The 23,286-nt window shown below is 42.0% G+C and carries 18 protein-coding genes; 8 read left to right on the top strand and 10 right to left on the bottom strand.

Annotated features, from left to right (window positions below; all coding sequences use genetic code 11):
• Nucleotides 1-524: 524 nt before the first annotated feature.
• The 9 genes from ACED20_RS18555 to ACED20_RS18515 form a co-directional block, all read right to left on the bottom strand.
• Entirely contained in the window at nt 525-815 is a 291-nt protein-coding gene (locus ACED20_RS18555) for a hypothetical protein (protein WP_294322783.1), read from the bottom strand.
• A gap of 18 nt (nt 816-833) precedes the next feature.
• Nucleotides 834-1,028 (bottom strand): hypothetical protein, encoded by a 195-nt coding sequence (locus ACED20_RS18550; RefSeq protein ID WP_294220694.1) that lies wholly within the window; start codon nt 1,026-1,028, stop codon nt 834-836.
• A 254-nt stretch (nt 1,029-1,282) separates the two neighbouring features.
• Complete coding sequence (locus ACED20_RS18545) at nt 1,283-1,723, bottom strand: transposase (RefSeq protein WP_294198216.1); 441 nt, start codon at nt 1,721-1,723, stop codon at nt 1,283-1,285.
• Nucleotides 1,724-2,638: 915 nt separating this feature from the next.
• Nucleotides 2,639-2,974 (bottom strand): hypothetical protein, encoded by a 336-nt coding sequence (locus tag ACED20_RS18540; RefSeq protein ID WP_294322781.1) that lies wholly within the window; start codon nt 2,972-2,974, stop codon nt 2,639-2,641.
• A gap of 210 nt (nt 2,975-3,184) precedes the next feature.
• A complete protein-coding gene (locus ACED20_RS18535; RefSeq protein ID WP_345766145.1) occupies nt 3,185-3,745 on the bottom strand; it encodes a hypothetical protein in 561 nt (186 codons plus the stop codon).
• Between the two features lie 358 nt (nt 3,746-4,103).
• A complete protein-coding gene (locus tag ACED20_RS18530; protein WP_294241077.1) occupies nt 4,104-4,262 on the bottom strand; it encodes a hypothetical protein in 159 nt (52 codons plus the stop codon).
• A gap of 628 nt (nt 4,263-4,890) precedes the next feature.
• Complete coding sequence (locus ACED20_RS18525) at nt 4,891-5,619, bottom strand: DNA-binding domain-containing protein (RefSeq protein ID WP_294198207.1); 729 nt, start codon at nt 5,617-5,619, stop codon at nt 4,891-4,893.
• Nucleotides 5,620-5,945: 326 nt separating this feature from the next.
• Nucleotides 5,946-6,128 (bottom strand): hypothetical protein, encoded by a 183-nt coding sequence (locus tag ACED20_RS18520; protein WP_345766144.1) that lies wholly within the window; start codon nt 6,126-6,128, stop codon nt 5,946-5,948.
• Between the two features lie 53 nt (nt 6,129-6,181).
• Complete coding sequence (locus tag ACED20_RS18515; RefSeq protein ID WP_294241081.1) at nt 6,182-6,646, bottom strand: hypothetical protein; 465 nt, start codon at nt 6,644-6,646, stop codon at nt 6,182-6,184.
• Nucleotides 6,647-7,257: 611 nt separating this feature from the next.
• Here ACED20_RS18515 and ACED20_RS18510 point away from each other — a divergent pair.
• Nucleotides 7,258-7,482 carry a hypothetical protein gene (locus ACED20_RS18510; RefSeq protein ID WP_345766142.1) on the top strand — a complete coding sequence of 75 codons (225 nt, stop codon included), beginning with the start codon at nt 7,258-7,260 and terminating at the stop codon, nt 7,480-7,482.
• A gap of 22 nt (nt 7,483-7,504) precedes the next feature.
• On the opposite strand, the gene ACED20_RS18505 is transcribed toward ACED20_RS18510, so the two are convergent.
• Nucleotides 7,505-8,536 carry a DUF4932 domain-containing protein gene (locus ACED20_RS18505; protein WP_294333272.1) on the bottom strand — a complete coding sequence of 344 codons (1,032 nt, stop codon included), beginning with the start codon at nt 8,534-8,536 and terminating at the stop codon, nt 7,505-7,507.
• 601 nt (nt 8,537-9,137) lie between these two features.
• Between ACED20_RS18505 and ACED20_RS18500 the strand changes: the two genes are divergently transcribed.
• From ACED20_RS18500 to ACED20_RS18470, 7 genes are all read left to right on the top strand, one after another.
• Nucleotides 9,138-10,010 carry a phosphotransferase gene (locus ACED20_RS18500; RefSeq protein WP_294322772.1) on the top strand — a complete coding sequence of 291 codons (873 nt, stop codon included), beginning with the start codon at nt 9,138-9,140 and terminating at the stop codon, nt 10,008-10,010.
• A 440-nt stretch (nt 10,011-10,450) separates the two neighbouring features.
• On the top strand, nt 10,451-11,395 hold the full coding sequence (locus ACED20_RS18495) for a hypothetical protein (RefSeq protein WP_294241088.1): 945 nt from the start codon (nt 10,451-10,453) through the stop codon (nt 11,393-11,395).
• A gap of 9 nt (nt 11,396-11,404) precedes the next feature.
• Nucleotides 11,405-15,472 carry a hypothetical protein gene (locus ACED20_RS18490; RefSeq protein WP_378106238.1) on the top strand — a complete coding sequence of 1,356 codons (4,068 nt, stop codon included), beginning with the start codon at nt 11,405-11,407 and terminating at the stop codon, nt 15,470-15,472.
• 13 nt (nt 15,473-15,485) lie between these two features.
• Nucleotides 15,486-16,982 carry a hypothetical protein gene (locus tag ACED20_RS18485; protein ID WP_378106236.1) on the top strand — a complete coding sequence of 499 codons (1,497 nt, stop codon included), beginning with the start codon at nt 15,486-15,488 and terminating at the stop codon, nt 16,980-16,982.
• 742 nt (nt 16,983-17,724) lie between these two features.
• Nucleotides 17,725-18,441 (top strand): hypothetical protein, encoded by a 717-nt coding sequence (locus ACED20_RS18480; protein ID WP_294220660.1) that lies wholly within the window; start codon nt 17,725-17,727, stop codon nt 18,439-18,441.
• Nucleotides 18,442-18,471: 30 nt separating this feature from the next.
• The gene (locus ACED20_RS18475) at nt 18,472-21,195 is read left to right on the top strand and encodes a DUF6603 domain-containing protein (RefSeq protein WP_378106234.1); all 2,724 of its coding nucleotides are present in this window, start codon (nt 18,472-18,474) and stop codon (nt 21,193-21,195) included.
• Nucleotides 21,185-23,275, top strand: coding sequence for a hypothetical protein (locus tag ACED20_RS18470; protein ID WP_378106232.1), 2,091 nt, complete (start codon nt 21,185-21,187; stop codon nt 23,273-23,275). The genes ACED20_RS18475 and ACED20_RS18470 overlap by 11 nt, the downstream gene beginning before the upstream one ends.
• Nucleotides 23,276-23,286: the final 11 nt, after the last annotated feature.

Below are 23,286 nucleotides of genomic sequence, written 5' to 3'. Positions count from 1 at the left end.
CATGAAAGTGGTGCCCGTAATTAAGTGATATCAGAGTGAAAGACACTATTCCGGCATTTATAAAGATTATTTATTCATTTATTATATTAGAAACTGTTTCTTCCAGTTTCCTAAGGTATTTCTGCTGATGTTAAAATGCCTTGCGGTCGCTACATTATTTAAGCGGTGTTTCTTCTGATATTCAAGGATTTCAAATATGGCAGTACGGTCGTAGGATTTATATTTCTGATTGATGTTCTGGGCTTTTCCGGAAGAAATAATTTTATTCAGCNATTATTTAAGCGGTGTTTCTTCTGATATTCAAGGATTTCAAATATGGCAGTACGGTCGTAGGATTTATATTTCTGATTGATGTTCTGGGCTTTTCCGGAAGAAATAATTTTATTCAGCCGGATTACATCCATCACCGTAAATTCTTTTTTTTTCAGAATAGTGCCGCATGCTGATGCTTTTTGCGGATATTTTTCAAAGATCATTTCCGTATACAGTTTTTTATAATCTATGTTTTTTTTTCTCATAGGATATTAAAGTATTGTTTTAAATTCTTTTCTCACCATTATTACAGTGTCATTTTCAAAATACACTGCCAGGAAGTACTTTTTATGGGTTTTAATATCAGTATTCAGCGCATAGGTCCAGCGGTTTTTCATCTGTGAACATGATTCATTTCTACCCAGCATTTGTTCTACTTCCTCGGCTTGCTTTCCGATGATCAGGCCGCCTTTAAGAATGCTCCTGAGGTAGTATTTTCTTTTCTGTGGATATTTTTTCCACTCATAACTGTTAAATCGCTTTGCAAAAATTAAATAAAACATAATTAAACGTTATATTTTTTACCAGGTATAACAAACTTTTATCTTTTCAACCCCATGATCTCCAAAATAAAGAATAAGTATTTTTCTTTGTCTCAGCCAGTTTCTTTTTAGCAGGTATGTCCATGTTTCGGCGGGATAATGATTATATTCATCTCCCATTTCCTGAATAATTTCTTTTTTGGTTTTACCAAGTAAATGAATGTATTCTTTCATCTGTTTATTTACATCAATTAATTTGGTTAAAAAATTACGGGACAAATTATATGGAGAGGATCATAAGCAATCCCTGGCGCCTGTTGATCCGTTTTCATGAGTTACTCAGTATATAGTAACTAATTCGTTCAGTGAGGCTGAAAAATGAGAATACCATATATGGGTTGAAAAGATGACTTATAAACCTATCCCTTTACTTCTTGTTCAGACGATCTCTAAAATGGTAATAGATTCTGTTCCGGCAACGGGTTTTATCAGCTTTTAATAACTGTTCTTTTGGAAATCCATTTATACAAGGTTGTTTTCGGGATTCCATATTCCTCTATCACCTGGAGTTTTGTTTTTTTCTCTGTCCTGATCATGTCCAGAATGTAATCAATAAGTTCTTCACTGTATATATTTTTACGAAACTGCGGAAGGCCTATGTTTTGGCCTTTTTCATGATTTATGGCCTTGGAATATTCCGGTACCGGAGCGTACAGGATAAGATGGTGGCAGTAGATCCGGAAAAAATCGTACTCCAGTATTTTGCACCACCGGAGGAGAACAAGGGTATCCAGGCTTTCCGACAGGTACATCTCTTCAAGCTCTTCTTCGGAACATTTCATAAATTTTGTCAGTCGGGTAGCCGAAATATCAAGTTCCTGCACCCTGTTTTTTATAAGCTTCCCCAGGTGAAAATTTTTAAAATTCATATTACCGTATTTTTATTAAAAAATAATCAGATGCATTGTTAAAAACTCCGGCCGGATATGATAGCACTATGAAATTGATCCGGCCGGAGATATCAGCCTTGTATAAAACTTACCTTTACAGGTTACACATAAAACTATTGCCGGCCGATATTTTTGCTACAGCAGGAGTGCACACGGGATGATAGGGCACAGGTACATCCTTAATAGCAGATTCGTCATAAGGCGGAAATTATTTTTCATATTTTAGATGAATCTTTTGGATCCGCCAGAAAAATAAAATTCTATGATATATATTGGTTTGACTATTAAAATGAAGATTTACGGTACTGCCATCCGATCATGAGGCACTTCTGCTTTCCGTTAAATACGTTTTATTCGTATTTCGGGATACTGTTTTCTGCAAGGCTGAACAGAAGCCTTACAAATTGTTTCGAAAGCATATCAGTTTTTCGGAAAGCTCCGGAACGGGTTTTTGCGATGTTCCGAAGCTGAACAAAATGAACCGGTCTCTGATGTCTGAGTATTACAAAATCCAATCTCATCATGGTTACCATACAACAAGCTGAAGTAAGCCTGCGTATGAAATCGTCGATAATAAATTCTTTATTTTTAAAAACCTTTGAGAGGACTAATAATCATTGTGTTTTTTCATATATGTATATTTTAAATATCAATCCTTCTCAAAGGTGAATGAGTAATTATGTATTTCGGTCAGGGAAACATTTTGTTTACACGATCCGCAATAACAGCTGTAATATCTTTCGCGTTGTTGTAATAGGGAAGTGCCATTTTAATATCTTCCAGATACCAGACCATGTCTATTTTGTTTTTCCTGGCATAGACTTCTATTTCTTTATTAGCAGTTTCAACATAAGCTTTAAGGTCACGGTTGTATTGGTCGGTTATTTGGTTATTTTAGCTTATAATCCTGGATTCGTGTAGTTTATGCTCTTCCTGAAGCAGCTTCAGCCTTTCCGTATCGGGTTTGCTCATCCGCGTCTGAAGCTCTTCAAGGGTCTCATTCTGCCCGGGGGCATACGGATTTATGATAGCCTGATATTTCTTTTGCAGGCCCTGTTCTTCCTGCCGGACTTCTCTGTATAGCTTTACCTTCAGCGTGTCCAGACTGGCCTGTTTCGCGCTATAGCCTTTCAGCGCGGGATAGAGTTTTTCCTTTGAGATAAAAGCAGCCGTCTGTGCACCGGCAGAAGAGGCATAAAATAATAAAAGCACTGAGATGAAAAGTTTCATAAATCGTTATAATTTAATCCTGGTAATTATTGTTTATAAAGTTGTTGTTTTAATTTTTATTTACTTCCCGACCCAATAATAGAGGGGGTTCTCATGAGATCGGCAACATTTTAAACTTGTTTCAAAAGTATAAATTCCTACTCTTCCACTATAATTTTTTGTATCTAAAGTATGATACATAAGCATAGAACTTTTTAGACATAAAATGCCTCAGAGACCGGCATCGGTGACGATAATACGTTCGGGATTTCCGTCATGGCCGTTCAGGACCATTACGATGATTCCCGATTTTTCCTGGTACCGGCCAAGATACCGGATAATGTAATAAAATTCTTTATTCCGGCGGTTCGCATACCTTTCAATACAGGTATCCTCCGAAAAGAGGTTGATATGGTTTTCCCGGCAGAATTGGATTACCTGGTGGGGCGTATATCCGAAACCTTCTTCCTCATCTTCAGCCGCGGTTAATTTTCCGTCAGGTCCGAAGAGATACTTCTTTCCTACGGCAGCGCCACGGTTGCGGAATGTCACCCACTTACAGCGGATGATGCCTGTAGGGCCATATTCCTTATATACCGAGAAGCAGCTGCAATTCCGGGTGCTAATCGATACGAACCGGCTCCCGCCTGTTCCTGCTGTGCATTCGGTTATCATCACATTTTTCACTTCCTGTTTTTTTGGCATGCCTTCTTTATTGCCGGCACAAAATTCCCGAAGGTTAAAATACTCGGTATGATGATGGATCAGTTGCGTGAAATCTTCTTTTTTCATAAAAGTAATAGCTTGTTCTTTTTAGTTTTTGCTAGTGGCGCGGATCTTTGGTTTTTAAGCAGAGAAATCTTGCTTCCGGACTTTTCCGAACAATCTTTATCCTACAGGTAATTTACCGGAACCGGCATTTCCATTAATTGAGTACAGAATACGGTTCCCGATAGCATTTGGAAAGCGGCCCTATTTCCTGTCGTGGGCGGCATGTTGCCAAAGGTTCCGAATTCTTCCGGGATTCATAAGTAAGTTGCTCCGGCACTCAGCTCAAATATCCCGGGGTACTCCTGATGCTGGCTTTACATGCATAAATAAGGTACTGCCGCCAGGATCTTGCAGGGGTATGCTCCGATCCTGCAGTTTATCAGAATTGTAATGCCGTTCCGGCTTTGTATGGATTTAGGAGGTTCGGTCCCGCCGTCAGCTGTATTCTTTCCATGAAACATTCCGCCTGTTGTAAAAGAAAATCGTTGGGATATTCAAAACCCACCACTAGCTGGTCGCCTGCTTCAGGAATGGCCACGCTGTCCCTGTTACTCAGTTAACTCGAATCTAAAGGAGTATTCGCATGCATCATTGCAGAAGTAAGGGATACCGTCATAAATACCTTTCCACTTAGCCGGTAGGTTTCCGGAATGCACAGGCAGTGCACGAATACAGGATATGGTGAGCGGCAGTGCCTGGTGCAAACATTTATCCGTACCTGTTGCAGATTTTTGCCAAACGCCGGCCTGACGGGCTTTTCGGGCCTTTGTAACTTCCCGAAATAGAGGATCTCCCCTTATACAGCCTGTGTTTTATCGGAAAAAGCGGAATAGAGAAAGGAAAAAAATAAATATCACCTGTTTATCCTGTATCAATTTTTCAGAATGTTGAAAAGGGAATATGTACTTTTATACTTTTCTTAATTACATGATTTCTCTGTTAGCCCTGCTTCCTGAAACAGGTAAATTTAAATTTTTTTGCCCTATTATTCCCGTATGGGAAATTCCGTTTCCGGAGGATATCGTATAATTTCAGAAAATCCTGACGGATGTCCTAAGGCAACTCCGGCATCGGTGATATCCCGGCTGTGGGTGAAGGACATACGCCCGGATGGTGGAGTGCCATACGTCCGTCCTGCAGGGTGCCATACGGGCGTATGGTTACCGTTATTCTACGGTGAGGATTTTGTCAAGGCTGGCCGTCCTCGGATCTTTCAGAAGGCTTCCGTTCCCGTATTGGGTAACGATTTCCAGGGTATAGGTACCTGCCGGAAGATCGGGAATAATCAGGATGACCTCGGAAGGGTTGTTGATAACGATGTCGGAAGCATCTACAGGCAAACGCGTTTGGGTAGAGGTTTCCACAAAGAAAATTCCGTTGGCCGCGTTGTCTCCCGTGATCTTGATCTTGCTTCCTTTTATTTTAAGGTTTTTACCGGGGGTCAGCAGGTCGTTTATTGTACCGCTTTTCACATCTTTCGCTTCCAGGATAATGGCATCGCTCTGCGCAACTCCCAGAATGCTGATCTCAATATTGGGAATTTCGGCCCTGAGCTTATCGCCCTGGTTAAACTGGAACAGGATGTTGTGTTTCTGGGGATTATAGTGTTCTGCGGCTGAGCTGAAAACCCCGCGGATCTGTGTGCCGGCGGTAAAATATCCCGTATTTACCGAATATCCGTCGCAAAGCTGATACGCCATTTCCTTCAGGAAGAGTTCCACGGCGTGTTCTATGGAGGCGGCAGATACATCTGCACCCCCTCTGTTTACCGAGGCTTCACAGATCTGCTTCACATTCAGCGACCGCTCGCTTATCGTACGGGCTATAAAATCGTTAGGATCCGGGGTAAGCACATTATCGTACAGATAGGCTTTGATTTTGTGTAGTACTGGCATAATATTAAATAAATTAAATCTTGTTTTTTATGAATAAGATAGGTATACTAGGGTCTGCAGTGCCATTTGATTTTTTTGAAATAATCCGGTGATAATTTTTTTCTAGGCATCATTAAGATACCTTATCGGATCCGCTTTACCGAAACCTGGCTTACAGGTCCGGATCCGGTAGTTCCCGAACTCTGGCTGACAAGAATAGTCCCGGCGGAGTTATTGGCAATCCGGAAAGAGTAGGTATCCGAGGCCACCAGGTCTGCGGAACAGACCAGGGTATAGGTCTGAAGGCCTCCCGTGGGGGCCGAAAACGTATCATTGACCCGTACGGCTCATTTGCCCGTCGTATCGTCCCAGAGGCCGAGCACAGGATAAGAACCGTATTCGGTAGAGAGCTGGACATTGATGGTAATTTCATACACCCCATTAACGGATGCTTCGAAAGAATTATCGGTAACCGATTCTGTATACTTGTTTTCGTTATCGAGAATTTCACGGTTGAGGTTTCCGATCATCTGGGGGGTGATGGCTGTCGGAATACTGAAGTCGGCAGACAGCTGGGCAACGGTCAGCTGCCCGTTAACGCAATAACCGATCCTGTGGTGGCGCTGCCGGAAGGAATACCGAGGGTATTCCCGCCGATGGGCTTCCACTGGCCACCGTTTACGGAAAGTGATTTATTCTCATAATACCAGAAGCCCGGTGTGAGGATCCCCATCGTACTTCCTACACCGGCAACACCGGATGCAGCGGTATTATAAACGATCATCCCGTCGAAGCGGGTAGGAAAAGAATTCGGAATTCCCGAGGTAACCCCGGGGAAAGAGGCCAGGGCAGAGAGATCTACCCTGGGGAAAATCAGCCCCTTTCCTATATTGGCGGAACCGTTGACGGCAGTGTTGGACGATGCATCGATGAATGCAGGGCTGTTGCTTACCGAGCTGTTAACGGTATTATTCACGATTCTTACCTGAGTTTGCATTGCGGTAAAAATCATCAGCCCTGCCGCAACGGGTGCTGTTTTTTTTCTCATACGGTTTCATTATCGTACCGGCCGGAAAGCGGGAGGTTTTATCCTCATGCTGTGCCGCCTGGTGGCCGGCCTGTCATGTTGTGTTTAACAGTCCCAAAAATACCCTTTTAATTTTAAGCTGTAACAGCATGCTTTGTATGATGTTTGAGACATTTGTTTAAAAATTTTTATACAAAACAAAATGTTGGGGAAGGATAGGAAATAGAGTGTTACCGCATGGCTGTTTTGAAGATACGTACAGATGATGGCAGGATTTAAAGGGTATAGGCTGTCAGCAATAAAAAGGCAGAAGAAACTTCAGGTATGCGGCTTCCCTGTCCGGTCCGTTAACCCGATCTCTGCTTCGGAGGATATCCGTTTATTATAACCACCGATTTCCGCGGAATATAACGATGATATCGTGGGTTCGGCACCATTGAGCCACCGATTCCGGTCCTTTGAACCGGTTTGTTAAAGGTGTTCGCTAATAATGAACTTGTTTTTGTGCCCATACATCATTGTTGTTTTATACATGTCAGGACCTGTGTTTTACCGGAACTAGGGACATCCGCAAGATTTGTCGGCTCCCTTGGTCCGTGGTAAAATCAAGGATATGGGAAGCCGGAAACTGGATGGCACCTGTACCCACCAGGTTCATGGCTTTGGTACTCCAGCTTTCATTGGCGGTAACGGTAACCCCCGTATTTACCGTTTTGGTATCCTGTATGTTTCTGAAGATTGCGGGCGGATTCCCCCAGGTGGTGCAGCTGTTGATGTCTCCGGAAACGAAAGCCGTGTTGGGCGCTGTTACGATAGTAGACTTGTATTACTTTATTGGCTTCAGATACTTCTTGTAAGAACGGTCTGTCTACAAGACAATCAATTCAGTGTTTCAAGATAATCCACTATTTCCGGATAAAAGCGGGATATGCTTTTATATCTGCTCTTGTGCTCTGTATACAGGCTGAAAAACGAATGGATCTCTTTAAAATATTTAAAATGTTTTGACTGATTTTCAACTTCCTTTAGTTCTGCTTCAGGGCCATATTTTTCACCCATTATTTTAGATACACAAACTCTGACGATCAATTCATCGAGTTCATTTTCCCATTCTGATTCTTTAAGCTTTTCCCCCTTTGCCGTAATTAAAAAAATATTCTTTTTCTTACTTAATCTTTCCCTGTACAAAGGAATAAAATCGTTGAGATACAGATGGGATACTTCGTGAATTACGATGTTGGGTAATGGGACAAAGGTCACTTTCGAATCATCGGTCTGAATAATATTTTTATCCTTCAGATAGGCCAGCTTAAACATCTTCTTTTCTTTAAAAGTTTTGTCATCAACTGAAATTGCATTATTGCCCAGGTTGTTGAGGAGATCTACAAAAATGATGATTTCTCCTTTTTTCTGTTTATGGTAAAATTTCTCAACATCATTTAACAGGTTGCTTGCCATGATCTGATCTTGGGCAAATTCTACAATGCGGGCATAATCTTCTTTATGGGCTTTCAGGAAACGATCTACCCTGCAGTCTTTATAAAAAGCATTAAACTTTTCTAAAAAAACACTGATTTCCGAACTGCGCAGCTGACTGCCGGAATAGGGGATTTTTAATTTGAATGGATACCCATCTGATAAATACAAACCGATACTTGAAAGATCATAACCGTCCCATACGTTAAGATTCCGATACCAATCTAATGACTGATGGTTCCTGCAATTTGCGAAGTACTGACTGAACTGTTTGTAATAAATTGATGGAGTAGGCTTTACATCTAAAGTGTCCATTGTGGCCAGCGTATAAAAAATACTGACGGCTTCAATTCTGTGATCTATTTTTACACTTACTTTTTTTTGACCAAATGAATAGAGGTGGATCATTAAAAACAGGATTACGATTTTTTTCATTGCTGTTCCCTTTAAGATGGTTTTCCCTTTAGAATATTTTTATTTTATGTTTCTTTAATCATAAAATTTTAGCGATTGCTGCTTACACTATAAAAGACATTCCAGATGATCATTTTATTACATAAATGCAGATCGGCTGGAAAACGAAACGTTTTATATTAAAATTTGTTATGGCCTGTCCAAAAAAGACTACTGGTTTACAGCTAAAAACAGCTATTTTAAGATTGTAGAGATACTATATCCATGTATTATTCAGCGATTAACACTGGCTAAGCGGCAATTTATAAAAAACTAATGATTTTATTCTTCGCAATGTAAGAAAAAGAACTTTAAATCAAGGATCGGAAATTCCATAGCCCGTAGCTTATTCGTTGACTGAATAAATATAACGGGCCATTTCATTTCAGAAAAAGATCAGGATAGGCAAAACCCATAAATTTTAACGAAATTGCACCCTTTTATAATCAACTGCAAACTAAAATTGATGACAGGGAAATTTCCGGTAATAAACAGTACACTTTCACCCGATAAACTGGGCAAATATATCCAGCAAAAATATGGACTAAGCGAAAAAACGGAATGCAAAATATTGCGGCTTGCTATGAATCATGTATATCTCATCCATAGTGGTGCAGAAAAATATGTTTTCAGAGTATATACGCATCGCTGGCGGACAAAATTGGAAATTGAAGAAGAAATAAAGCTTTTAACTCATGTAAAGAAGGCTGTCGGACAGGTTGCTTTTCCAATAGCGGATACCTCAAACCAATTCATTCAGGAAATTGATGCCCCGGAAGGAATAAGATTTGGCGTTTTATTTTCGTATGCGAAAGGTCTAAAAACCGCAAAGTTTTCAGAGGAAACAAGTTTTATGATTGGACGGGCACTGGCGGAAATTCATCAGTCGACAGAAAATTTCGAACTGAAAAGAATATCGTATAATACCCAAAACCTACTTAAATATCCTGTTTTAAAAGCAAAAGAATTTTACGGTAAAAACAAGAACGAAATTGAGTTTTTAGAAATCCTTTCTGCTTTTTTAATGCAAAAAATGGAAAGCATTGACCCTCAGAAAATGAGGTGCGGAGCCGTTCATCTTGATGTATGGTTTGACAATCTGCACATCGATGAAAAAGAAGTAACTTTTTTTGACTTCGATTTCTGTGGCAACGGCTATTTATGTTTCGACATTTCCTATTTCCTCTTTCAGTTGCTGGCAACACATTTAGATGAAGAGGAGTATAAGACAAAGGCAGATGCCTTCCTGAATGGATATGAGACAGTAACGGAAATCAGCAATGAGGAAAAAAAGTTTTTACCCTATGCATGTTTAGCCATCATGACTTACTATATAAGTGTTCAGTGCGACAGGTTTGAATACTGGACCAATATCTTTCTGAACGAAGATCATCTGAAAAGAATGGTCGGAAACCTGAAGCGGTGGATGGCTTATTATAAGATTCAGATTGGGTAGCAAATCTTAAAAATAAGTGCCTAAAACAGTATAAGTGTAGTTTTAATTTTTTATAGAATAGCTCTTGATGAGAGGCTGTTCAAATTCTAAATGTATTTTTAACATTAAGGAATTTAGGTTTAATCGTATACTTTCCATCAGTAAATAATCGGCGAACTTTTCAAAGTGTTAATCTGAAAGTTTTGGCTTTATAAAATAAAATTATCCCTATCCCTGCATATCTTATTTCGAAACTATATCTTATCCCTAAAATCCGTATTTATACGTACGGAAATATTTCGTGGAGTTATTACTTTTGTTGGGAGAATATGGGGGCATCCATTCTTTTTTTTTGCGTATTTGCCCATCAGATGGATTACCAAAATTACCAAAATTAAAAGATCAGATAACTTCCACATACTAAAAATCGGAAAACATCTATAATTAAAATCATATTAAACATGGCATTAAAAAATTTTAAAAGAGTCTTTACCGCTGATAAAGCATACCTGGTTCTTTCAGTGACCGGTAATACGGATAAATACGGAAAAGTAACCGTAGGTAAAGATGATGACAGTAAAGAGATAGAAAAAAATACATTGACAGGAGATGACGACAAAGATCTCAGAGATAGCCTGAAGGCTTCCGAAACCGATTTTATCTACGATATTTCCGATGTTAAGAACTGCAAAGACCGGAAAAAAGGATTTGTCTTCAAAGATCCGGCAGCCGGTACTGAATTACGCGTGAATGCCTCCAACACCATCATATACGGAAATGTAGAAGTATTGGGTGTGGATATCCACGCTCTTTATATGAGCGCTGACAAAAGGCTGATCGGAAAAGGGAATGTGGACAGCAGCAGGATAAAAAATGAAAGCATCCAGTCTGCTCTTGAATTTGCAAATATAGAAGGTCTGAAAGGGGAGCTGGGCTGTGATGTAAATGGAGTGCAGCAACGTAGCCTTTATTACCTGACTCTTGAAAACAGGGTAGACAAAAAAGATGTTGCTGAAGCTAAAACGGCATGGGAAAATGCAAAAGCCGGTGAAGAAAAAGACAAAGCGCTGAAAAAATATTTCAGCCTGGCAAAAGCCTATCTGAGATGGGTCGAAGAAAATAAAATAGCTTCAGAAATGGCAGATGCCAAAAAAGAGGTCGATGATATCGAGGCGGAGATCAATAAAAAAGACTGGCAAGCTGAGGATTCTTTCCTGGAATCGCTGGGCATCAGGTTCAAAAAAGCCTCTCTTATCCATTACGAAGCCGAGGATGTGGATAAGAATTTTAACGAGTTGTTAAATGAGCTGAAAACCAACATTGAAGCCAATAGCAAGCTCCTGAGTCCCCCTGATACTGAAGCAGGAACTGTAGAAAAAGAAAAAAAAGAAAAAAAACCTGTTTAATCATCATTAGTGCCCCGATTACTCCCTTTACAGATCAATGCCCTGTACCTGGATCAGCCGCAGCAGATCATTGGCCAGGATATCCGGTTTGAAAATATCCCGTGGATGAACATGCCGGAAGATGTGTTTGAAAATCCCAATACGCCTTTTGATACAAGTTCGGTCATTCCGCCTCCGTTCTCTTATGACAACGCCGTTTATCTGGAAAAGGGAGTTCATATCCATTTCGTTCTGCCCGGATTCTTTAAGAAATTTGATGATCAGGGAAATCTGCCGCCCGCTCCCGACCGTTGGTATATCAGGCGGGGAGACCGGGAATGGATCGTCGAAAGCGATTACATCTGGGATGTCAACGATCCGGCTCTGGACCGGAATCAGACCTGCAGCTACCTTCGGGGAAAGCCGGAGGGAGACTTTTCGTTCTGCTACATCGGCAGGAAATATTCCCGTTGTGAATGGGAGAGGAAGGCCGGTGGGTCTTCGGAGCATCTCGGGAATTTAACGGCGGTCGGCTGGGGAAGCCTTTCATTTGATGTACATTTCGGCAATTGCAGAAGCGTATTCGGGTTCCATGATCGTGAGCCGGTTTCTGATGAATCCTATCTGATTATAGGTTGGGTGGAAGGAGACAGGACCCTGCCGGTTGTTGCCGGTAACTTCATTATAAAAACCGGGGAAACCAATAAACAGGAAGGGGCCCTGCATATCGCAGTGGCGAATACGCTTCCGGAAGCTTTGACAGCTCTGATACTCGAGGATTTAAATGATGAAGGCGAAACACTGGTCGAAAGATTACGAAAAGAAGAGCAGATAGAATCCGTACTGAATATAGACAGCCTGAGCGATCAGAAGCTGGACTGGGTTTCCCGCCTGCGACATCAGCAGCATGAAAAACAGTTCAGCGTCACCGCCGGGTTCTCCGGATGGCAGGTAATGGCCACAGATCTGCCTGTAGACAGCACCGCAGTGATTTACGGAATTGAAAAATTATTTGCAGATGATCTGGAGCAGCTAAATCGCATGCAGAGAGAATGCGATGACGCCCATCATCATTTTTATTCTGATCTGGAATCTGCCTATATCGACTGGTCCAATTATTTGTCTGACGTATTTTTAGAAAGATCTGCCGGTAACCGCGTAAACGGATCTCTTGCACAGATCGAAGCTAAAATAGAAACTCTACAATACACGGAAATGTATTGTCGGCAGCTGGCAGATAGGATCCATATTACCACCGAAGAGCTTCAGTACCGGATAAAAACCAGCAAAGACATTGAAATGGTAATTGATAAGTTGATCAGAAGAATAGAAGACCTGAAAGCAGCATCCCTGAAATACCTGCCATCGCTGCATGAAAATTCTGATGAGCTGACAATAAAAAAAGAACTAAGGCATCTTGCGCTTTCAAAAATAACGATCGAAAAGAAGAATACGCATAATTTTTATGAAGCACTACCTCCGACCGTTATTGTCTCCACCTCCGGTAAAAATGCCCTGGTCCGGACCTTTGATGCTGGTGACACCATTTCCCCGGAGGAAAAATATGTTGAAATTGAAGGCCGCATAGAGCGTTTCATCGATAAAATGGTCCGGGACAACATGCTTCCGGTAACAGAAGTGGCAGCCAATCTCTGGAAAACCCTTAAAGTAGAATGGCATGCTGAATTCCTGCCCAAAAAGAACGGACACTACCTCAACACGGCAGATCAAAATTTCTCTTCAGAATTTTTATTCGATACCTATTGTCTGGATGAGCAGAATGCCGACCTGATCAAAGATTATAAGCTGGATAATATTGCCTATAATTCCTCCGGAAATCAGTACTACGGGAACTCCTTGGTAGACAGCACACTGAAAGAATATGTATTGGGCAGAATTGAAAAAGCCGTTGAAACCTTCAGGGAAGCAGATCAGAATCAGCCGATCTATAACCTCCTGGAACAATACAGGGCAAAGCTTGAAAGAACCGATCTGTTTGAATTTACCCTTTCGGATTTCAACAACCTGATGATCCAGCGGAGCCATGCCCTGTCTGTACTGCCTTTCATTCCCAACGGGTTCCGGAACCATAAAAAGGCAGCCCGTGCACTTACTGCTCTGCTGAATAATCATAAAGCAAACATCAGTTTATTGTCAGCCAATCATTTATCTACGTTCAATCCGTTAAGAAATGGGGCGCTGAGCATAAGCCGTCTCAGGGTGACAGACAGTTTCGGACGGGAGCAGAAAATTTATCCGGATAAGATCATCACCACAAAAAACCAGACCTTTGCCGACAGGAAAAACTGGGTGATCCTGCCACCGAGAGTGCTGCAGCCTTCTGCACTGGATATTAAATTCGACTATCATACCTCAGACTCGGTGAAAAGTCCTGTGATCGGATGGATGATACCGGTTTTCATCAATCAGCATCTTGAATTTTTCAACAGTGAAGGATTGCACATCGGTGCTGTGAACGATGAAGGCCAGTGGGAACCTACGCCCTTTCATACCGCCTCCGGATATGAAAAGAAGACAGGCATTGAAAAGATTGAAAATCCCGATCTCAGAAATATGGTGAAATGGTTTTCAAAGCAAAGTAAAAAGCCGGGCTTTGTCGCTGAGGTAATTAAAGAAATCCAGCATAATCTAGAACACATTGCTCCGGAAAATTATCAGAACCCATCGCTGATGGAAACCATGGCTTCCCTCCCGATTGCAATTGCAAAAATAGACTACCGGTTGGTTTCCAGAGGAAAGCCTGTGTATAATGTTAAAAACAGAGATGTTGTATCCGATCATTCCGCTCACGAAAGCGGACTCTGCAACATCAGGTTTCCGGTCCGTTTCGGAGATGTCAATCAATACAATGACGGACTCATAGGCTATTGGCATATGGAAGAAGGCGATTTCAACCGCCGGATGCTTTACATCAACAGCCAGACCGTTTCCGGCCTGAGTTCCGCTGCCCGGAAAAGCTTTACCATTTATCAGGATATAAAAAACGGGCTGAATTCTGATGCTTCAGGAAAAAAGCTGAAAAATCCGTCATCAATCCGGAAGACCCTGGAATCAGCCTTTGAAGAAAGTGCTGAGTTAGCTGATATCTTAAACACGGAAGAACTGGAAAAAGTAAGTGCCTTCGTGAGCAGCAATCCCAGAAGCGATAAGCGGAATCGTTCCGTACCGTTCAAGCCGGATGACCTGATCAGCTCCGATATGGATTTTTTTCTGGACCGTTTTACCGCGCTGCTTAATCCGGAAAATCCGGAAACATCTTCCATAAAGGAAGAAAACGGGAACTCCGCCGGCAGCCGGTTTGAATCCCTGATCCTTCTCCTTGAGCAGATACTCGATGAAAAAGGAGATCTCTCCCGGCCTTATATCTTAAAACAGTTTACCGAAAAGGGAAATCTGATCTGGGAAACATTGCAGGACCTGCATATCATTCCGCAGGAGAACGATTTACAAAAGCTGGCTATGGCTTCAAAAACGGAAGATAACAAAGGGTTTGTTACCATAAACGGACCTGAAAAATCCATAATTGCGCTACTTCATCCCAAAGCGGGGCTCTTTGTGAAATCCGGAATTTTACCTGAAAAAAATATAAGCCTGCCCTATAATGAAATTAAATATGCACTGCGGAAGATCGAGCTTACCTTGCTCACCTCTCCCGTGGTAACGCCCAAAGAAAATCTGCAGCTTTCATTGTTAAAAGATAAACGCTACCGCTGGTCCTGGATAGACCTTAAGAAAACAAAAAAAGAAAAGCTCTCTGCGGAAAATAAACCGGTCCTCAACCGTATCACCCAGGATCTGTCCTTAAAAGGTTTGGAAGAGAAAGATCTTGACGCGTTGAGAACAAAAGGGCTGATAGCCGAGGAAGCATTCTTCCCGGACGAAAACCTGTATTACATAGATGCGGAAAAATACCGGGAATGGATACACCGGGAATCTCTGACGGAAGAAGATGAAAGGCTGGTTCAGCTTATTGAAAGAAGCAAAATGTCCATTATGGATTTTAATATTTCAAATCCCGTTATTCCCGGGTTAATATTAAAAGAAGGCTGGGTATCCATTAAATCTAACCAATTATAATCCCAATATACCGATGAGTAACATACTCTCTTATCATTTTCCTCTGGACAGCCTGGAAAACCGGCAGATCATCAATACCAACGGAAACGTCACGATTGTTTCCGAACTGCAGGACTCGAATATTGATTTCGACACCCGGAGAGGCAGCTATCTGCTGTTGAAAAACAGCAATGCTATACACTTTACTTTCGGTGAATTTATCATTGAGGCTGATAAATCGTATGTCATCAACCTGTTTTTTAATTATCAGCTGTTGCAGGGTAACGCTTCGGATGATTCTTTTCTGGTTGTTGATGACCTGTACAGCCTGGCAATCCGGAATAACATTTTATGGATTATGGAAAACCCCACAGAACCGCTTACGCAGGATACGTGGTATAATATTACGGTTACCATTAGCCGTGATAAAATAAAAACTTTTTTATTTAATAAAGAAATAAACAAGGCGGATCTCTCTTTAGGATCAATCGGCAAAATAAAGCTGCAGGCCGGAAAAAACAGCAACATAAAGTTTTCCGATCTCAGCATTCAGGAGGAAGTCAACGCCTCTGCCCTGAAAAAAATACGGAGCTATCAGAATGCAGAGAACCTGTCGGTTTTCAGTACGATCGGGTTCAGCCTTTACAATAAGTCCGGGTATCAGGACCGGCTCTTTCTGGATGATGACACGAAGGGATTGTTCTTGGATATTGATCTTGATACCTACTTTATCGAATTTCATCCTGACAGGAATGTTCATCTTATCTTGAAAGCCAAAAAAGGATTTTTTCAGCTGAAAGAAAGCGTTCCTGAAACCGCATCCGTAAGCACGGAAGGGGATGATTTCTCTATAGCTATAAAAGCAGGGACAGCCATGATAAAAGGTCGCAAAATTTTTATCCCTCTTCCATTTGTGGGGTTGGTGAATCTGAGGAATCAGGACAGAATGTTTGTGCAGCTGGAACTCACAAACTGCACGCTGAAAACGGGAGATCATACGAACATGGTCCTGTCCGGCGGTAAATCGGTAACCATCGATCGGACGGTTGCTATACAGGATGATCGCGGGGCCGATGTCTGCCCTTTTGAAGTGTTTGTTTTCGGTAATGATACCTTATATAACGGTGAAAAAAAAACCGCCCAGACGATCATCCTGAGAATCATGAACAGCCGGAGAGAAGAAGTCGCTTTCGGACAAAATGCATCTTTTGAAGTAACCTCCGGACAGATGGGGATAGTAAGGGACGATGTCCTGCAGGTTGTTAACATTAAGATAAAAAACAGGGAAGGCAGGGAATTGAATACGGTTAAAGATCAACATCTCAAAATTTATGTAAAAGAAAATACGGTCATTAAGCAAAACCAGTGGATGGATATTGAAATCTCAGGTCTGCTGGCTAAAAATGACAGCCCGGATTTCCCTTCAGGATCTTATCCGTTTTACCTGGAATACAGAAATATTCCCGGTTACCGGAACGGCAGGGCCCGGTTTTATCTCAGGACCGGCAAAATATTTTATTATTATCAATAAGCACGACAACAGTATGGAGGAAAAATTTTATATAAACGATTTTGAATCGGGAAAAAGTAAATTTAAAAACATTACAGCAGACACCGCAACCATCGATCAGCTGGTGGCTAAAATGGTAAAACTGGAGGAGACCATCGAATTGCTTAAAAATGACCTGAAGATAGTAAATAACCTGAAGCAGGAACTGATCAGAATTAATTCTGAAAAAACAGTAGTTAAAAATAAACTCTATGCCAATGAAGAACTGGTATCGGTACCCATAGGAACCATTGTAGCCTTTGCAGGACGGGAAATTCCCGAAGGCTGGAAAGTGTGCGACGGAAACAACGCACCGAATCTGGACAATAAAGTCATCTTCGGAACAACAGATAAAAGCAGGAACCGGGAAGTCGAAACAGGGCGCAAAAGCATTGTCCTGACCGAACTGAATATACCATCTCACTCCCATGAATACGAAAAAATGAAATATAATTTTTATACCCGGCAGGCGGTCACAACTTCACACGCCGTTGGTAGTGACGACAGAGCCGATTTTTATAACGGGAGTTCGGAAAATACAAGCCGGCTTTTCACCACGAGGACCGGTGAGGGACATGCGTTTGATATCACGCCTCCTAATGTGAAGATGCTTTACATTATGAAAACGGTGTAGGCCGGTCATATTTTATATATGTAAACGGTTTATCAGAAAAAGGTTTTCTCAGGATCAGAAAGATACTTTATCTAAATTAATTCAATCATTATGTCAGAAAAATTAAATATAAATGATTTTAAATCAGATCGCGGTGATATCAGCCGGCTGGAATCCAATGAAGGGAATATTAAGCGGTTGGAATCTGATGGAGGGAATATCAATATCCTGACGGTTGAACTTTTGAAACTGAAAAAGCAGATTGAGTTGCTATCCAATGAGCTGAAAATTGTGAAAGATGGCCGGGAGCTCATTAGAATTACTGCTGAAAAAACGGAAATTAAAAACAGGCTGTATGCCAATAACGAATATGTATCCGTTCCCATTGGTACCGTTGTCGCTTTTGCAGGTAAAGAGATACCGTGGGGGTGGGAATTGTGCGATGGGAGTGAAATAGACTGGAGAAATTCCGACGCAATAAGAATTATAGGGCGAAGAAAACCGAACCTCATCAATAAATTTATCAGGGGTACGAACTCGGATGCCGTAAGAGAAGGAGGTTCGGATGAGATGAGATTAACAGCAGAAAACCTGCCCTGGCATAACCATGCTTATTATGAAACCAGATTCAATGTCGGTACAAAATGGGGAACCAGAGGTATCGACAATAATGATGCCCTGTACCACAGCCATGACTATTATTTCGTAAAGAGGCTGACGAATAACGATATGGACAGCGACGACCACAGGCCATCGAGGCTTGAAGCGAGGAGCTTCAGCATCATACCTTCTCACATCACGCTGAGGTATATCATCAAACTGATGTAGGTATCGTTTTCTTTGATACTGTTTGGATATATGGATAAAAATAAAATCATTCAGCTGGAACTGCAGGTCGGAATTAAGGATTTCGAACTCAATCTGCAGGGTGCTTTTGAAAGCAATGGTGCATTTTCAGAAATGCACCTTAAAAACCGCCTACCCGGAGCGAAGAACAGGCTGAAATCCATTCTTGACGATCACCGGGATTTTGCAGAAATTATCGATCCTTTTATCCCTGAAGAAGCGGACTTCGGAATCTACAAACTGGAAGATAAAAAAACCGCCGATCATCTTTCTGCCAGCAGGATAGAACTGGCTTACCCTTATTTTAACCTCCTTATTCTGCTGTCCGGAAAATTCAATCTTCTGAGCCTTTCCCTTAATGGAGCTATCGGATTTTCCGGTCTGCCGCTGGTAGGGGAATACCTGAAAGACTACGGGATCTCAAAGCTGGATCTGGTGTATTTCTCGCAAAAAGAAACCGGCCTTTCCAAAACATCGGAATTTTTCTTAAAAAAGCAATTTAAAAATAAGGTCTGGATCATAGATCAGCAGATTAAAATCGAGCGCGATTTTAATGTAGGACTCGAATATTATTCCGGTCAGGAAAAGCAGATTATTGTCTTTCCCTCCAAAAATACGGGAAAACTGCCGGCGGTTCCTGCTTCGGGTAAAGAAGAAAAAGTCCCGGTTGCTTCAGATACAACCGGACCCGTGAAAAGATCTCCGGTAAAAATTATGGAAATAGCTCCGAAAATCGCCGGGAAAAGTATTCAGCTGACTATTTCGGCAGAGCTCAGCATTGGCCCGTTTTCTTTTGAGGTTATCGGCATGGGCATTATTATTCCGTTTCAGATTTTAAACGGATTCAGCTTTCCGGGTTCTCTTGCAAAAATACAGTTTACATTAAAAGGGCTTTCTTTGGCCTATCATACCCCTTCGTTATCCGTATCGGGTGCTTTTATGAGAGAAATTACGGAAGCCACCACGGCGGCCGGAACTTCGGAAAAAACGGAAACCTACAACGGGCTGGTGACCTTCAAAATGGGAAAGATTGAAATCGTGGCCATCGGTTCCTATATAAAAACGCCTGCCTATTCGTCCATGTTTGCTTTCGGATATCTGGGGGTGCCGATTCCCATAGATCCTTCTTTCAATATTCTCGGGCTGGCGCTGGGTTTTGGACTGAACAGAAATTTCGTGATGCCCAATATTTCCGAAGTGGCCGAATTCCCCTTAGTGAAAATTGTCAGGAACGGGGGACTAAAAGAAGGGGACAGCGTCCGGAAAATATTTGCGGATCTTAACCGGTATATTCCGCCGGAGGATAACAGCTATGTTATTGTTGCCGGGATAAAATTCGACACTTATAAAATTATTGTCACTACGGGAATTCTGGCGGTAGCCTTTGGCAATAAGACTTCCGTTAATCTGCTGGGGCTGTCGGTATCTGCTCTTGAAGGGGTCTACAACATCGAATTTGCATTTTCTCTGAGAGCGGATATTGAAGACGGTATTTTTATCGCCAGGGGACAGCTTACTGAGAAATCCTACGTGCTGCTTCCCCAGCTGAAGCTTACCGGCGGTTTTGCTTTCGGAATGTGGCTGAAAGGGGAGGCTGCCGGAGATTTTGTTTTATCCGTTGGCGGCTATCATCCCAAATTCAAACCGCCACAGCATTATCCCAGCGATATTCCGAGGCTTGGATTTGATCTGAACCTGGGGCCCGTAAATATTTACGGCAAAATTTATTATGCGCTTACCACGGGCTGTATCATGGCCGGGATAGAAGCCGGTATCGTTTATACCTATGAAGGAAGCCTGCTCTATGCAAATATCGCCATACAGTTCCAGGCCGATTTTATCATCAGCTGGAATCCGTTCTATTACGAAGCGGAAATTGCCTGCCGCGTTTTTATTGATTTAAGGGTCGGGATCGGCTGGCTCAGCATTAGCTACAGGCAGAACATCATGGCCACGTTGCTTGTAGCAGGGCCCGATTTCGGCGGAAAAGCCATGATTAAAATAGCAGGCTACGAACTGGAAACCTCTTTCGGCGAAAAACACAGGAAAAAGCCGGAACTGCAAAGACCCGATTTCGTAAAAGCCTATCTGGATGATGCGGATAAAATTTTAACCTGCAGCATCTCAAAAGGGATCATTAAAAAGGCCGGACCTGAAAACGGGCCGCAAAGAACCGTGGTGAATCCAAAAGATTTCGTCCTCGATATTTACAGTAAAATTCCGATCACGGCCATTGAGGGAACAGAAACGCAACTTATCAGCAAGACCATCTATCCTGTCTATTCCGGTTCCCCTGCACTTCAAAACACGCTGTATCTGGAAGTGATGCTTGATAAAACAAAAATCGATTTGGTAAACGAACTGATCATACAGTCGGTAGCCCGATCTGTGTGGAATGATAAAAACCATATTTCAGACGAAGAAGCTTTATCCGGTGATAATCTATTGAAGGATATCTGCAAAGGGATCCGGCTGGAATTTCCGAAAACGGTTGTTCCGGTACAGTCCGTACCTGCGTCCTTATACGATACGGCCGTTAAAAATTATGAAGACGGTTTCCATGGTTTTGCCGTAGAAAAAGTAAACAACGACCATTTCGGACCGGAACATATCCTTAAAGAACTCAATCTTATGGATGACCATGAATTCGATGTATCTGATCTGGAAAATGATCTGGAAACCTACCGTTACAAAACGATTTTGGGCACCTATAAAACGACATCTTATGCAAAATGAACCGAATGACATCGGGATCGGACCTTCACATATCCCTGCCGTACAGGCCGGAAAATATACGGTAACTGCCCGCCTGGATAATGAACTTGAAAAAGGGAATCCTCAGATCACCGAATTTCATGTCGCCGGATACAACCATCAGATCCCCCAAAATGAAGTCCTGGCCGTTTACCCCATTCATGAAGGAAAAGGAAATTATGCCGGCGTATTTCCCCACATCCAGTTCAGGAGAAGTACGCTTCCATGGGAATACGAATGCCATTATAACGGGGAGAAACTGCCTTACCTGTTTTTGGTGCTGATCAAAGAAGAGGAATTTGAGCAGAATAAGGCTGAACTTTCAGAAAGCAACACGGATTTTCTGACAGGCTCCCTGGAATCGGAACGGAAAACGATTACCCTCCTGAAGTTTGAGGAGGGATCATACATTACGCCCCCACCGGAGCTTACAGGTTCTTTGGCACACGTCCGAATTCAGAAGCACAAGGAAATAGCAGCCCTGAATTTACCGGAGGAAACAAGTATCGTGATGGCCCACCGTATGGTTGAGCCGGACACGAGGTACCGCATTTTTGTCTGTTATTATGCCAACATCGAAAAACATTCCGGAACGATTTTCAGAACCGCAGCCAAAACATCCTGCTGTGTCGTCCTGCATGAATGGTCTTTTGAATCCATCGGGACGGAATTATATCAGATCGATCTGAAAAAAATGAAAAATCACCCAAACTTCAAGGATTTTTCCGGGATAAAAGATTCTGAAATATCGGATTATGAAGGGCTTAAAAATATCATCAGCAGCAATCTAGAAAATCCGTCGTACCGTACCCTGCAAAGGCTGATGGAAGAAAACAGAAAATTCCTGGATAAAAAGAAGGTTCGTTTTAACAGGTTTAAGGCGGAACTGACGGATAATGTTACGGGCAATACTGAAAAAGAAAATGATTTAGCACATAAGTTAGAGGAAGACCAGGAGAAGCTTGAACAGCACAATAACCATATTCTGGAATATCTGGAGTATAATGGGAAAACACTGAAAGGACTCCTGCATGAGCTGAAAATACAGGCCTTTATAACCCATACCATAACCAGCCATGAAGCGGCCAACCGCCTGCTCAATATTGCAAAAGTACCGCTGGAACACCAGCTGAAGGGAGGAGGCAAAATGATTTCCTGGTACCAGGGCCCTTTTGTGAACAGAAAGTATACTTTTGATCTTGAAATGTTTAACGGCATCTCTGAAAACCGTTACCTGCCGGATCATGCAGACCACCTGATCCTGTTTAATGAAGACACCAAAATGTATGACATGACGTATGCATCGGCATGGCAGCTCGGCCGGCTGATGGTCATGAAAGACAATAAGGTTCTGCAGGAGCTGAAAAAGTGGAAATACGACTTATCCTTACAGCAGCTAATCGAGGAGCAGAACAGGACAACCCATCTGGTAAAGCTTTCCACCGATGATTCGGCCTGCCAGCTTCCTGAAGTGTTGGCCGATTATACGACGGGCTTTCTGAAATTTGAAAATTTTCCGCTGTATTACTTATTTCCCCACTCGGATCTTAGCACCGAAGAAAGCTGCAAATACTTTAAAATCGACAATTCCTGGCTGCTGGCCTTTCTTTACGGTATTTTCAGCGCCGGGCCGAAGCTGAAAACGGATATTTTTAAAAAGTATATTTTGCAGAATGAGACGGTCAAAAAAGCATTTAATTTCGAAACCGAATCTTACGGCATCGTTATACAGTCACATATTATCAAAAACTGGCCCCATCTCATCATAGAACTGGACCGGGCATTTGATTTTAAATTCGTAACCACCATCAACAGCACATTACGGCTGTATATTACCGATAAAAACTTTAATGGCATACAGATGTACCTCAAGAATGAAAATGCACACTTTGCCACCGAATATCCCGGAGTGTCTGCAGCTGATACATTCATAACCAAGAAAGAAGCCGGGTATGTCATTCGCGGCAGAACCATCCCCAGAGGCAGATTACCTTTTGAGCTGCTTTATAAACAACCTTATGTGGATTTTGAAATAATGCAGAGAACGGATATTTTATATTGAAGAAACATAAA

This window comes from Chryseobacterium sp. sg2396 (genome assembly GCF_042610505.1).
GTDB lineage: Bacteria > Bacteroidota > Bacteroidia > Flavobacteriales > Weeksellaceae > Chryseobacterium.
The sequence above is the reverse complement of the archived record's forward strand: the minus strand, read 5'-3'. Positions and strand labels throughout refer to the sequence as shown.

Coding starts and splice junctions, on each gene's coding strand:
- ACED20_RS18540 (WP_294322781.1), bottom strand. CDS start 2,974: ATGAAACTTTTCATCTCAGTGCTTTTATTATTTTATGCCTCTTCTGCC.
- ACED20_RS18555 (WP_294322783.1), bottom strand. CDS start 815: ATGTTTTATTTAATTTTTGCAAAGCGATTTAACAGTTATGAGTGGAAA.
- ACED20_RS18515 (WP_294241081.1), bottom strand. CDS start 6,646: ATGAGAAAAAAAACAGCACCCGTTGCGGCAGGGCTGATGATTTTTACC.
- ACED20_RS18510 (WP_345766142.1), top strand. CDS start 7,258: ATGGCACCTGTACCCACCAGGTTCATGGCTTTGGTACTCCAGCTTTCA.
- ACED20_RS18545 (WP_294198216.1), bottom strand. CDS start 1,723: ATGAATTTTAAAAATTTTCACCTGGGGAAGCTTATAAAAAACAGGGTG.
- ACED20_RS18505 (WP_294333272.1), bottom strand. CDS start 8,536: ATGAAAAAAATCGTAATCCTGTTTTTAATGATCCACCTCTATTCATTT.
- ACED20_RS18535 (WP_345766145.1), bottom strand. CDS start 3,745: ATGAAAAAAGAAGATTTCACGCAACTGATCCATCATCATACCGAGTAT.
- ACED20_RS18500 (WP_294322772.1), top strand. CDS start 9,138: ATGAATCATGTATATCTCATCCATAGTGGTGCAGAAAAATATGTTTTC.
- ACED20_RS18475 (WP_378106234.1), top strand. CDS start 18,472: ATGGATAAAAATAAAATCATTCAGCTGGAACTGCAGGTCGGAATTAAG.
- ACED20_RS18470 (WP_378106232.1), top strand. CDS start 21,185: ATGCAAAATGAACCGAATGACATCGGGATCGGACCTTCACATATCCCT.
- ACED20_RS18525 (WP_294198207.1), bottom strand. CDS start 5,619: ATGCCAGTACTACACAAAATCAAAGCCTATCTGTACGATAATGTGCTT.
- ACED20_RS18485 (WP_378106236.1), top strand. CDS start 15,486: ATGAGTAACATACTCTCTTATCATTTTCCTCTGGACAGCCTGGAAAAC.
- ACED20_RS18480 (WP_294220660.1), top strand. CDS start 17,725: ATGTCAGAAAAATTAAATATAAATGATTTTAAATCAGATCGCGGTGAT.
- ACED20_RS18495 (WP_294241088.1), top strand. CDS start 10,451: ATGGCATTAAAAAATTTTAAAAGAGTCTTTACCGCTGATAAAGCATAC.
- ACED20_RS18520 (WP_345766144.1), bottom strand. CDS start 6,128: ATGATCGGAAACCTCAACCGTGAAATTCTCGATAACGAAAACAAGTAT.
- ACED20_RS18550 (WP_294220694.1), bottom strand. CDS start 1,028: ATGAAAGAATACATTCATTTACTTGGTAAAACCAAAAAAGAAATTATT.